This window comes from Bacillus sp. BHET2, from assembly GCF_005938125.1.
In the GTDB taxonomy this organism is placed as follows: Bacteria; Bacillota; Bacilli; order Bacillales; family Bacillaceae_B; genus Rossellomorea.
The window spans coordinates 213196-225876 of the sequence record NZ_VCQN01000001.1; the positions used below are offsets into that span (position 1 = coordinate 213196).

The window sequence follows — 12681 nt, forward strand, 5'->3', positions numbered from 1 at the left end:
CACTATAAAATTTAGGTATCTAAACATCTGGAGGTTATTGCGATAATGGCAGGATTTTTGATTTACTTTTTACTCATTGCTTTGATTCCAATTGGAGCTCAAATGCGCGTAAAGAGTACCTTTAAGAAATATTCCAAGGTAGCCACCACATCTGGGATGACTGGAAGGGAAATGGCAAGAAGAATATTGGATGAAAACGGTTTGTCCAACGTGAAAGTAGTGGAAGGCAGAGGATTTCTGAGTGACCATTACAACCCGGTTACTAAAACAGTCGCGCTGTCTCCTGATAACTATCACGGACATTCTGTAGCTGGTGCTGCTGTAGCGGCCCACGAGGTTGGACATGCGATTCAAGATGCTGAAAGCTATGCATTTTTGAGATTCCGTCATGCCCTGGTTCCTGTAGCCAACATCGGTTCTAATATGTCTTGGGTTTTCTTGATGATCGGTATGTTTGCACACTTAACAGGAATGTTCTTGATTGGAATCATCTTGTTGGCAGCGGGAGTTGTGTTCCAATTAATCACACTGCCAGTTGAGTTTAATGCTTCTTCACGTGCTATGAATCAAATCGTATCTCTTGGATTGATTCGCAATGAAGAAGAACGGCATGCCCGGAAAGTATTGAATGCCGCAGCAATGACATATGTTGCAGCAGCGGCTGTAGCGGTCATCGAATTAATAAGACTTATATTGATTTTCACCGGAATGAATGGTGACGATTAACTCTATATAAAGAAGCAGCTGGACTCATTCTTTGAGTCCAGCTGCTTTTTTGACTATCTATTTAGTCTTGTAAAGGATTTTTATCCGCATCCAATGTAAATCCTTCTCCCAGTACATCGTGTACGACAGTGACGGAAACGAATGCATGAGGATCGACACTTGTGATGATATTTTTGAGTCTGACGATTTCATTTTTACCTACTACACAGTATAGGACTTCACGTTCTTGTTTCGTAAATGAACCGTGTCCTCTCAAAACGGTTACGCCACGGTCCATTTTCTCATTAATGACACTGGCAATTTCTTCATGACTTTCCGAGATGATCATCGCACCTCTGGCTGAATAAGCACCCTCCTGCATGAAGTCGATGACCCTTGCCGCCACAAATACCGCTACCAGTGTGTACATCGCTTCCCGGTACTCTAGGTAAGCGATGAGAGATGCCCCGATGACCACGGCATCAAACATGAACATCGTCTTTCCCATGCTCCATCCTATGTACTTATGGGCGAGTCTTGCGATGATATCTACGCCGCCTGTCGTTCCTCCATATCTGAAAATAATACCAAGTCCAATTCCAATGAAGACCCCGGCAAATAAAGCTGCAAGAAATAAATCGCCTTCGAGGTTGATGGTCATTTGGAATCTTTGGAAAATCCAAAGAAAGACGGAAAGAGCAACAGTTCCTATGATCGTATAGTAAAAGGCTTTCTTTCCTAGAAGCTTCCATCCTAAGAAGAATAAAGGTATATTTAAGGCAAGGTTGGAGTAGGACGGGTCGATATCAAATAAGAAATAAAGAATAAGTGTGATTCCAGTAAACCCGCCTTCAGCCAGTTTATTTTGCATATTAAAATGGACAAGACCAAATGCGAATATTGCCGAACCTAATAAAATAAATAATATATTTTTAAATCGTAATCCAAGCATCAGCGATTCCCTCCTTTATCGTATTATCTCGTTGACAGAGACATTATATAAGAAGAAAATCAAACTGGCAATGAAGAGTTTACAAAACAAACGTAATATTTGTAAATCGGTCAGGATTTAGCTAACATGATAGGAGATAATGAAGGAGTGAGGCTTCTTAAATGGATCATAATAAAACAATGGATCAATTACAAAAGGAAGTAGACCAATACATAAGTCAATTTAAAGAAGGATATTTCAGTCCATTAGCTATGGTGGCCAGACTTTCTGAAGAACTCGGTGAACTGGCGCGGGAAGTGAATCATTACTATGGAGAAAAGCCTAAAAAGACTACAGAAAAGGAAAAAACGATTGAAGAGGAGCTGGGAGATTTACTTTTTGTCGTCATCTGTTTGGCAAACTCCCTGGATATCAGCCTGGAAGAAGCTCACAATCGTGTCATGCATAAATTTAACACAAGAGATAAAGATCGCTGGACAAGAATAGAAGGTAGGGATGAAGATGAAGGAAATTAACGTTACCATAGCAGGACCAAGGGGAAGAATGGGGAAAGAAGCCGTTCAGTTAGTAAAGGATACGGAGTATTTTAAGCTTATTAGTGTAATCGACCACAAGAAGGAGATAGACATAGATGTTCCTGTTTATGCTAATATCGAAGAGTGCTTTCAGGAACAAACACCACATGTGTTGATTGACTTAACGACTCCGGAAATAGGGTATCACCATACGAAAACCGCGCTCGAATACGGTGTTAGACCCGTTGTGGGAACAACAGGTTTTTCTTCTGAAGAATTATCAGAACTGAAAGAATTAGCCGAATCAAAATCGTTAGGTTGTATTATTGCACCGAACTTTGCAATTGGTGCTGTATTGATGATGAAATTCTCTCAAATGGCGGCAAAATATTTTGATGATGTAGAAATCATTGAATTACATCATGATCAGAAATTGGATGCACCTTCAGGAACTGCTGTTAAAACGGCTGAAATGATAAGAGAAGTAAGGGAAGCCAAGCAGCAGGGACACCCTGATGAGAAAGAAACGTATCCGGGTGCCAGGGGAGCGAATGTGGATGGGATGCATATCCATAGCGTTCGACTACCGGGATTAATTGCACATCAACAGGTGATGTTAGGGGCGGAAGGACAGACATTGACGATTCGCCATGATTCCTTTAACCGGGGAAGTTTCATGTCAGGAGTAAAGGTTTCCGTTGATACGGTCATGAAGCTCGACACATTGGTGTATGGATTGGAAAATATTTTAGACTAAGGGTGAGTGTTATGAATATTGCACTGATAGCTCATGATAAGAAAAAAGATGATCTGATTCGCTTTGTATTAGCATACAAGTCAATAATAGAGAAACACTCCCTCTTTGCCACCGGTACAACGGGAAAAAGAATCGGGGAAGAAACGGGTTTATCCGTCCATCGATTCCGCTCCGGCCCATTAGGTGGGGACCAGGAAATAGGTTCATATATTGCAAATAACAAGATGGATCTAATTTTGTTTTTCAGAGATCCTCTAACCGCACAACCTCATGAACCTGATGTATCTGCTTTGATCAGGCTGTGTGATGTGTATGCTGTTCCGTTAGCAACGAATATGGGCACTGCTGAAGTCCTTGTGAGAGGACTGGAAAGAGGGGATATCGAATGGAGAAGTGTCATAAAGGATAAGGAGGAGTAGCGTGGAGCAACAAGTAGATATTCTTGCATTCGGGGCTCATTCAGACGATGTCGAAATCGGTATGGGAGGAACCCTCGCGAAATATGCGTCTGAAGGAAAGAAGATTGTGATCTGCGATATTACAGAGGCAGAGCTATCTTCAAATGGGACCGTTCCCCTACGAAAAGAAGAAGCTTTGAAGGCAGCTTACCTTCTAGGGGCGTATAAGCGTGAAACCCTTGATGTTCCTGATCGTGGCATATACATATCGGAAGAAAACATTGAGAAAGTGGTAAACGTAATCAGAAAATATAAACCGAAAGCGATATTCGCTCCCTTTGAACAGGATCGTCACCCAGATCATGGAAATGCCTCCCGGTTGATAAAAGAAGCCTTTTTTTCAGCAGGAATTCGAAAATACAAATCAAGCATTCCTGCTCATAAAGCGGGCCATCTCTACTTCTATATGATCAATGGATTTCACAAACCTCAATTTGTAGTTGATATTGAACCATATATGAAAACGAAGCTTAGAAGTTTAGAGGCATATAGTAGCCAATTTATCCAAGGCCCGGACGGAGTGTCGACTCCGTTAACAGAAGGATATGTAGAATCAGTAGAGGCAAGGGAGCGAATGGTGGGGAAAGAAGCCGGATTGCGATATGCGGAAGGTTTCTTCTCGTATAATTCCCTTATATTGCATCACGATTTGTTAGGAGAGTAACGGTATGAAATTAAAAATAGGAATAACCTGTTACCCGACTGTCGGTGGCTCCGGTGTCGTAGCAACAGAGCTTGGAAAGTTATTAGCAGAAAAAGGACATGAAATACACTTTATTACGTCCAGCATCCCATTTAGATTGAACAAAATGTATCATAATATTTATTTTCATCAAGTGGAAGTAAGTCAATATTCAGTATTTCAATATCCCCCTTACGACCTTGCGTTAGCGAATAAAATGGCTGAAGTAACGGAACGTGAGAACCTGGATATCCTCCATGTTCATTATGCAATTCCTCATGCAGTATGTGCTATTCTGGGTAAACAAATGTCTGGGAAAGATGTAAAGATTGTCACTACTTTACATGGAACAGACATTACCGTCCTTGGTTATGACCCATCCTTAACCGGTGCGATCCGTTTCGGAATAGAAAAATCAGACATGGTGACAGCGGTATCATCCGCTCTGGTGAAGCAAACATATGATTTGATTCAGCCGGATAAAGAAATAAAGACGGTTTATAACTTTATTGACGAGAGAGTGTATAAGGCAGTCGATTCCCGTCACTTAAGAACAGAATATGGAATCAAAGAAAATGAAAAGGTCATCATTCATGTATCAAACTTCCGTGGAGTGAAAAGAGTTACAGACGTTGTCGCTGCCTTTCATCTAATTCAAAGTGAAATTCCGGCGAAACTGCTCCTTGTAGGGGACGGTCCAGAAATGACGGTGATTTGCAAACAGGTAAGAGAACTGGGATTAGAAGATCGCGTCTTATTCCTAGGCAAACAGGATAATCTGGAGGAACTCTATTCTATCAGTGATATCAAGCTGCTTCTTTCAGAGAAAGAGAGCTTTGGTCTAGTGGCCCTTGAAGCGATGGCCTGCGGAGTTCCAAGCATTGGAACGAATGTAGGGGGAATTCCTGAAGTAATCGAGGATGGATATAACGGCTTTATTTGTGAGGTTGGAAATATTAATGGAGTCGCTCGCAGGTCCCTTCAATTACTAAAGGATGAGGAACTTCACAAGAAGTTATCGGAAAATGCCCTTCATACAGCTCGTACTAAATTCCACTCCAGTAAAATCGTCGAAGAATATGAGCGAATTTATAAAGAGGTATTAAAATAATGAAATCAGAGGATAAAGCTCTGAATAAAGCAGGTGGTAAAATGTTGCCTGAAAATTTTCAACAAGCTGTTCCCATCTTAAAAAAGATCGAGAGTGCAGGCTTCCTTGCCTATTTCGTTGGTGGGTCTGTGAGGGATTTCATTCTCAAGAGACCGATCAATGACGTAGACATTGCGACATCTGCCTTTCCTCAAGAAATCAAAGAGATTTTCCCGAAAACTGTTGATGTGGGAATTGAACATGGGACGATTCTTGTACTACATGAAGGAAGGGGTTATGAAATTACTACCTTCCGCACTGAATCGGCCTATGCTGATTTCAGACGTCCTGATAAAGTGGAATTTATCCGTTCACTGGATGGAGACCTGACTCGACGGGATTTCACCATGAATAGCATGGCCATGAACCTGGAGGGGGAAGTATATGATCCCTTCAATGGTCAAGGGGATATACATAATAGATTGATACGAACGGTCGGTTCACCGAATTTAAGATTTACTGAAGATGCCCTACGCATGATGAGGGGAGTCCGATTTGTCAGTCAATTAGGATTCAAGCTGGATTCGACTACATGTGCTGCCTTAACAGAGCACTCGAGCCTCCTTGGCCATATTGCAGTTGAAAGAAAGACGATGGAGTTCGAGAAAATAGTGTCAGGTGATTGGAAACATGAAGCGTTGAAGCTTCTTGTTACGACGAACCTCTATAAGGAACTCCCTTATTTAGATCAGCAAAAAGAAGCGCTGTTGGAAGTGGCAAAACTTCCTCAATTAGGCAAGTTAAATAAGGAACAAACATGGTTACTTTTATTGGTATATATGGAGACTGTGAATCCAAAGCGATTTTTAAAAGGGTGGAGACTTCCTAGCAAAATGATCAAGGAACGTTGTAAAGAGCTTGAAATCTTCAAAGAAAGAAGGAAATTTGGATGGTCAAAGCCTTTACTCTATCAAGCTGGTTTAGAATCGGCTATGAATGTCGAAAAAGTAAATGAGTGTGTTGAATCTATTGCAGATTCTTCCGAAGAACATGTGAAGGAAGAGTTTCGTATGTTGGCCATCTCATCAAGGAAAGAGCTTGATGTAACCGGAAACGACTTAATGGACTGGACAACCCAAAAGGGAGGTCCGTGGATGAAGGAATTGTTGTCGGAGATTGAATTGGCAGTTATCAACGAAAAAATCACGAACGAAAAAGATGAGATAAGGAGGTGGCTGGAAAGATGCAATCGACTATAAGAAAGAAAGTTCTTCAAGCTCTATCCGAATCAGATCAAGAATTTCTTTCGGGACAGGCCCTGGCTGACATTGCCGGGTGTTCGAGAACGGCCATTTGGAAGCATATCGAAGAGCTTCGCAAAGAAGGATTTGTGCTTGAAGCCGTAAGAAAAAAAGGGTATCGGATAATTGAAACTCCTGATGGCGTTTCTGAAAGTAATATTCGTTTAGGACTACAGACGAAAACCCTGGGTACTGTGATACATTACGAAGAGTCTGTTCAGACCACCCAAAAGATTGCTCATATGCTGGCAAGTGATGGGGCTGTTGAAGGTACGTTGGTCATTGCAGATGAACAGACAGCCGGTAGAGGCAGAATGATGAGAGAGTGGCACTCATCGAAAGGGACAGGAGTTTGGATGAGCTTGATTTTAAAACCGCTTCTTCCTCCTCAAAAGGCTCCGCAGTTTACACTGATTACAGCCGTAGCAGTCGTGCAAGCGATTGAGGAAGCATCAGACTTGCATCCACAGATCAAATGGCCGAATGATATACTCATCGATGGTAAGAAAGTGACGGGGATCCTGACGGAACTTCAAGCTGAATCGGATAAAATCAATTCGATTATTATCGGAATCGGTATGAACGTCAATCAAACCAAGGAACATTTCCCTGATGAAATTCAAGAGATTGCTACATCACTTTCCATTGAGCAAGGTGAACCCTTATCAAGGTCCTTCGTTGTTCAGAAGGTATTAGAGCGAATTGAAGCACTTTACTCGCTCTATATGAAAGAAGGATTTACTCCGATCAAGCTTTTATGGGAAAGTTACGCCATTAGCATCGGGAAGAAGATCCGGGCAAGAACCATCAATGGAACAATTGAAGGAAGGGCTTTAGGCATCACAGAAGAAGGAGTACTGAAGATAGAAGATGCTACAGGAGTTGTTCATCAGATATACTCGGCGGATATAGAAGTGAATGTATAAGTAAGGACGGGATGGATACGAAACTAGTACTTCCATCTCGTTTTTTTATGGTATAATTTCATTGGGCAGTATCTTAGGAACTGCACCTTATTTACATTCTAATCACCATTAATACAATTTCTGCCTTGATCCATTTTGGACGGGGACAGAGGGTCGAAACAATGATATTAAACACTTATGATCCTTCTGTCATTTTTTCAGGAGGTTTTTTTTCGTTAATATGAAAGTGCTTTCATTCCGTTTCGTCACCTCTGACTGAAAAGAAGGAGGATATTATGAAACAAACAACAGATTTTCTCAAGATGAAAAGTGAAAGAAACAAGATTTCCATGCTGACAGCATACGATTTCCCTAGTGCTAAAATAGCCCAGGAAGCGGGAATCGACGTCATTCTGGTCGGTGATAGCCTGGGGATGGTTGTATTAGGTTATGACTCGACGGTACCGGTCACTGTAGAAGATATGATTCATCATACGAAAGCAGTAAGAAGAGGGGCCAATGACACGTTTATAGTAACAGATATGCCGTTTATGTCCTACCATCTATCGAGAGAAGACACCCTTAAAACAGCTGCTGAGATTCTTCAACAGGGAGGAGCTCACGCTGTGAAGGTTGAAGGAGGGGCACACGTCATCGACCGCATACAGTCCCTGACAAGTGCAGGAATACCAGTCATGGCTCATTTGGGGTTAACTCCTCAGTCTGTTGGTGTTCTTGGAGGATATAAAGTTCAGGGGAAAACTGCTGAAACAGCCAAAAAATTGATTGATGATGCACGAAAATGTGAAAAGGCAGGCGCTTTTGCATTGGTGCTCGAATGTGTACCTAAGCAAATTGCCAAAGAAATTTCTGAAGCTCTGACGATTCCGACGATCGGCATCGGAGCAGGTAGAGATACCGATGGTCAAGTACTTGTCTTCCATGATCTTGTAACATATGGTGTTGATCGTGTACCAAAGTTTGTAAAACAGTACTGTAATGTATCAGAAGCCATGCATAACAGCATAAAGAATTATATAGAAGAAGTAAAAGGTGAGAGCTTTCCAAACGATGATCACTCCTTTACCATGCGGGACGAAGAACTTGATGCCCTTTATGGCGGGCTGAACAAATGAAAGTGATAACAAGAATAGGCGAATTGCAAAAAAATATAGATCATGTAAAAAAAACGGGGGCATCAATTGGATTTGTTCCTACGATGGGTTACCTGCATGAAGGGCACCTTACCCTTGTGAAAGAAGCTCGAAACGACAGTGATATTGTCGTGATGAGTATCTTTGTGAATCCCCTTCAATTCGGACCGGATGAAGACTTTGACCGCTACCCACGTGATGTGGAACGAGATACTGCCTTAGCAAATGGTGCCGGAGTGGATATTCTCTTTATTCCTGAAGTTGAAGAAATGTATAGTGGACAGCAGTCAATTACACTGACTGTCAAAGAGCGAGTTGAGGTAATGTGCGGACGGAAGCGGGAAGGTCACTTTGACGGCGTCGTCACTGTTTTGACCAAATTGTTTCACCTCGTCCAACCAAACAGAGCTTATTTCGGACAGAAGGATGCCCAGCAAGTGGCAGTAGTGGAGGGACTTGTAAGTGATTATTTCTTTCCAGTAGACATCGTACGGGTTTCCACCGTTCGTGAAGGGGATGGATTAGCGAAAAGTTCAAGAAATGTCTATCTATCTGATAAGGAAAGAAAAGAGGCTCCAGCCCTCTACCGGAGTCTGGAAGAAGTGAAGAAAAAGATTGAAGAAGGAGAACGAAAACCTTCAACTATTATTTCTCTGATCACTACGTATATTCAAGAGAATACTTCAGGGAATATTGATTATGTGGAAGTGTATTCCTACCCGAAGCTTATGGAATTAGATCTTCTGGAAGGCGAAATCATCATAGCGCTGGCAGTTCAATTTCAACAAGCCAGATTAATAGATAATAGTATCATCAGTGTAGAAACAGAGGAGGATTCAAATGTTTAGAACGATGATGAGTGGTAAGATTCATAGAGCGACTGTAACAGAAGCGAATCTCGATTATGTGGGAAGCATTACAATCGATCAGGATATTTTAGATTCAGTCGGGATGATGGCGAATGAAAAGGTTCAGATTGTAAACAACAACAATGGAGCCCGACTGGAGACCTATATCATACCAGGTGAAAGGGGAAGCGGAGTCATCTGTTTGAACGGAGCGGCAGCAAGACTCGTGCAAAAAGGCGATATTGTTATCATCATATCGTATAAACTGATCCCAGAGGAAATGGTCCATGCCCATATCCCGAAAGTGGCAATTATGGGAGGAAACAACCGCATCATCGACATGATTGGAACAGAACCGGAAGCGACGATCTTATAAATAATAATGGGCAAGTCTTCTAATTTGGGAATAGAAGACTTGCTTTTTTGTTTATGGTACACTTATTTAGAAATAATAAGAGTAAGATGTAGGATTCATATAAAGGCAGTGAATAAAATGTACCCATTTAAACTGGTTGTCGTCGATTTAGAGACAACAGGAAACTCTCCTAAAAAAGGAGAGAAAATCATTCAATTATCCGCGGTTATTATAGAAGGTGGAAAGATTATTGAGCAATTCACCTCATTTGTATCACCTGGAAAACCCATTCCTGCATTTATTGAGGAGTTAACTGGAATCAATGATGAAATGGTCAAGGATGCTCCATCCTTTCATGAAATTGCACCGAAAATACTTGAATTATTGAATCATGGTGTTTTTGTTGCCCATAACGTTCAATTTGATCTATCATTTCTTCAAGCAGAATTAGAAGAAGCAGGCTATAACCATTTTACAGGACCGGCCTTTGATACAGTAGAATTAGCTAAAGTGGTATTGCCATCGGCGGATAGCTTTAAGTTAACTGAACTATCCAATTCATTGGATTTAAGCCATGTCAGGCCTCATCAAGCAGATAGTGATGCTTATGTTACCGCTGAAATTCTTCTCTATTTTATCGAAGAATTATCAAAGCTTCCTTTGGTCACTCTAGAGAAGCTTTGCAATCTTTCAAACCATCTGAAGAGTGATCTCACTTTGCTGTTTGACAATATTGTGAGTGAGAAACAAAAACATGTTGAGGACCTTTCACACGAGTTAGAGGTGTATCGTGGGATTGCCCTCAGAAAGAAGACTCACTCATTGAATGACGTTGAACCCGTTGATGAATTCATGATGGTTGAATCCAAAATAGAAGAACATCTATCACAACATGTGCCTTTCTATGAAAAGAGAGAACAGCAAATGGAGATGATGGAGGAAATTGGGCAAGCCTTTCAGGAATCCAAGCATGTTGTCATTGAAGCTGGAACAGGAGTCGGGAAGTCACTTGGCTATCTGTGGCCGTCAGTCATGTTTGCCAAGAGTGCCCGTGAAAAAGTGGTCATCAGTACTTACACAATTCAATTACAAGAGCAATTGCTTCATAAAGAAATAAAGGTATTGGAAAAAATTAGCCCTGTCCCGTTCAAAACGGTGCTGTTAAAAGGGAAAAATCATTACATAAATTTGTTTAAGTTTGAACAATCCCTCAGGGAAAAAGAGTCTCAATACGATGTGGTCCTCACAAAGATGCAAATTCTTGTATGGCTGACACGAACAGAGTCCGGTGATATGGATGAGCTTAACCTCACTTCAGGAGGACAATTGTTCTGGAATCGCCTAAAGCATGATGGATGGCATTTGACCCATACGAAAGATCCCTGGATCGGGAAAGATTTCTACCTTTCTGCAAGGAAAAAGGCTCAAGAAGCAGACATCATTATCACAAATCATTCTATGTTGTTAATGGATATTGTGAAAGAAAGCAGCATGCTCCCTAATTATGACTATTTAGTGATCGATGAGGCTCATCACCTTGAAAAATCAGCAAGGCAGCATCTTGGCGTCGTGATGGATTATTTGTCTATTAAATTTAGTACATCACAGTTAGGAATATTGGATCAAAAACAATTGTTTTATCGACTCCAACAGCTATTGTCCAGTCATTCAGTGGAAATGAAAGCTCATTCATTTGAAATGGATGCTCGAATTGGTCAGTTCTATATGGATTTGGAAGAAGCCATGAACGTATTGACCAGTGTCTTCTATAAAAAGGCTAAAAAGAGAACCGGGATACAAAAAATCCAGCTTAGGATTACCGATGAAATGAAAAAAAGTAGCTATTGGCAGCCGGTCATCATGTCTATGGAACGGGTTATTTCGGGCATGAAGTACGTCGAAAATGAGTTTCAAAAAGTACTTGATACCATCAAGGAAAAGAATATCAAGCTCCTTGATAAAGAAAAGGCATTAGTTGAAGAATTCTACAGCTTTTTAGTAGATTGGTCAGAATTGAGAATGAATTTTCAGACGGTCTTTATTCGAGATAAGAAGAATCATGTTCTCTGGCTTGACGGAGATACACGATCATTACCCAACAGTCTTTCTATACAGGCACAGCCCATTACCGTCGACGGCAATCTCAAGGACGAAATCTTCGCAAAGAAAAAAAGTGTGGTACTGACATCTGCAACTCTGACAGTCAGTGGTTCCTTTAATTATTTCATGAATGAAGTAGGACTTGGTGGAATGGGGGTCAAGCAGCTCCAACTTACCTCACCCTTTGACTACAAAGAGGTTTCTAGGTTGTTTGTACCAACGGATGTACCTGAAATCCAACAGGTTCATAACGATGAATATATTGAAGCAATCAGCTCCCATTTAATTGGTGTAGCTCAAGCGACGAAAGGGAGAATGCTCATATTGTTCACTTCTTACGATATGTTAAGAAAAACGTATGAGCTCATGAAGGAAAGTGGCTTATTAGAGGAATATGTTTTAATGGCCCAAGGGATCACCTCAGGAAGTCGCACCCGCTTAACGAAAAACTTTCAGCGATTCGATAAGGCGATTCTTTTTGGTACGAGTAGTTTTTGGGAAGGCGTGGATATTCCGGGAGAAGATTTATCCTGTCTTGCTATGGTCAGGCTCCCATTTTCCCCACCTGACGAGCCTGTCAATCAAGCCAAATCGGATATCCTAAAGGCTGAAGGGAAGAACCCGTTTTCCGCGCACTCCTTACCTGAAGCGATCATTCGTTTTAAACAAGGAGTGGGCAGGCTGATCAGAAGGAGCAGTGATCGTGGAATCGTCATTGTGTATGATCGTAGAATCATGACAACAAGATACGGGAACGCTTTCTTAAAGTCGATTCCTTCAATGGAAGTAAAAGAAGGCGATTTGTTTGATTTGGTTTCTTGGATTGAAGACTGGCTCTAAATCGCTTTTACCTTCAGTG

13 protein-coding genes are annotated in these 12681 nt (G+C 41.3%); 12 read left to right on the forward strand and 1 reads right to left on the reverse strand.

Translation table 11 applies throughout. The features are described 5' to 3' along the window. Positions 1-45 precede the first annotated feature (45 nt). On the forward strand, positions 46-726 hold the full coding sequence (locus FGG79_RS01090) for a zinc metallopeptidase (RefSeq protein WP_138775793.1): 681 nt from the start codon (positions 46-48) through the stop codon (positions 724-726). A 61-nt stretch (positions 727-787) separates the two neighbouring features. Here the strand turns inward: FGG79_RS01090 and FGG79_RS01095 are convergent, their stop codons facing one another. After that, complete coding sequence (locus FGG79_RS01095) at positions 788-1657, reverse strand: YitT family protein (protein WP_481747248.1); 870 nt, start codon at positions 1655-1657, stop codon at positions 788-790. 161 nt (positions 1658-1818) lie between these two features. Here FGG79_RS01095 and FGG79_RS01100 point away from each other — a divergent pair, with 161 nt between their 5' ends. From FGG79_RS01100 to dinG, 11 genes are all read left to right on the forward strand, one after another. Further along, a complete protein-coding gene (locus FGG79_RS01100; RefSeq protein WP_138775797.1) occupies positions 1819-2172 on the forward strand; it encodes a nucleotide pyrophosphohydrolase in 354 nt (117 codons plus the stop codon). Continuing rightward, a complete protein-coding gene (dapB, locus tag FGG79_RS01105) occupies positions 2159-2929 on the forward strand; it encodes a 4-hydroxy-tetrahydrodipicolinate reductase (RefSeq protein WP_138775799.1) in 771 nt (256 codons plus the stop codon). The genes FGG79_RS01100 and dapB overlap by 14 nt, the downstream gene beginning before the upstream one ends. Before the next feature lie 11 nt (positions 2930-2940). Further along, complete coding sequence (mgsA, locus tag FGG79_RS01110; RefSeq protein ID WP_138775801.1) at positions 2941-3348, forward strand: methylglyoxal synthase; 408 nt, start codon at positions 2941-2943, stop codon at positions 3346-3348. 1 nt (position 3349) lies between these two features. Continuing rightward, positions 3350-4051 carry a bacillithiol biosynthesis deacetylase BshB1 gene (gene bshB1, locus FGG79_RS01115; protein ID WP_138775803.1) on the forward strand — a complete coding sequence of 234 codons (702 nt, stop codon included), beginning with the start codon at positions 3350-3352 and terminating at the stop codon, positions 4049-4051. Between the two features lie 4 nt (positions 4052-4055). Beyond that, complete coding sequence (gene bshA / locus FGG79_RS01120) at positions 4056-5180, forward strand: N-acetyl-alpha-D-glucosaminyl L-malate synthase BshA (protein WP_138775805.1); 1125 nt, start codon at positions 4056-4058, stop codon at positions 5178-5180. Beyond that, the gene (locus FGG79_RS01125) at positions 5180-6418 is read left to right on the forward strand and encodes a CCA tRNA nucleotidyltransferase (RefSeq protein ID WP_240794170.1); all 1239 of its coding nucleotides are present in this window, start codon (positions 5180-5182) and stop codon (positions 6416-6418) included. Before bshA ends, FGG79_RS01125 begins: the two co-directional genes overlap by 1 nt. Next, on the forward strand, positions 6403-7386 hold the full coding sequence (locus tag FGG79_RS01130) for a biotin--[acetyl-CoA-carboxylase] ligase (RefSeq protein WP_138775807.1): 984 nt from the start codon (positions 6403-6405) through the stop codon (positions 7384-7386). The genes FGG79_RS01125 and FGG79_RS01130 overlap by 16 nt, the downstream gene beginning before the upstream one ends. A gap of 275 nt (positions 7387-7661) precedes the next feature. Further along, positions 7662-8501, forward strand: a complete 840-nt coding sequence (gene panB / locus FGG79_RS01135) for a 3-methyl-2-oxobutanoate hydroxymethyltransferase (RefSeq protein WP_138775809.1) — start codon at positions 7662-7664, stop codon at positions 8499-8501. Further along, on the forward strand, positions 8498-9367 hold the full coding sequence (gene panC, locus FGG79_RS01140; RefSeq protein ID WP_138775811.1) for a pantoate--beta-alanine ligase: 870 nt from the start codon (positions 8498-8500) through the stop codon (positions 9365-9367). Before panB ends, panC begins: the two co-directional genes overlap by 4 nt. Continuing rightward, the gene (gene panD / locus FGG79_RS01145; RefSeq protein ID WP_138775813.1) at positions 9360-9743 is read left to right on the forward strand and encodes an aspartate 1-decarboxylase; all 384 of its coding nucleotides are present in this window, start codon (positions 9360-9362) and stop codon (positions 9741-9743) included. The genes panC and panD overlap by 8 nt, the downstream gene beginning before the upstream one ends. A gap of 117 nt (positions 9744-9860) precedes the next feature. Continuing rightward, entirely contained in the window at positions 9861-12662 is a 2802-nt protein-coding gene (dinG, locus tag FGG79_RS01150; protein WP_138777508.1) for an ATP-dependent DNA helicase DinG, read from the forward strand. Positions 12663-12681 lie beyond the last annotated feature (19 nt).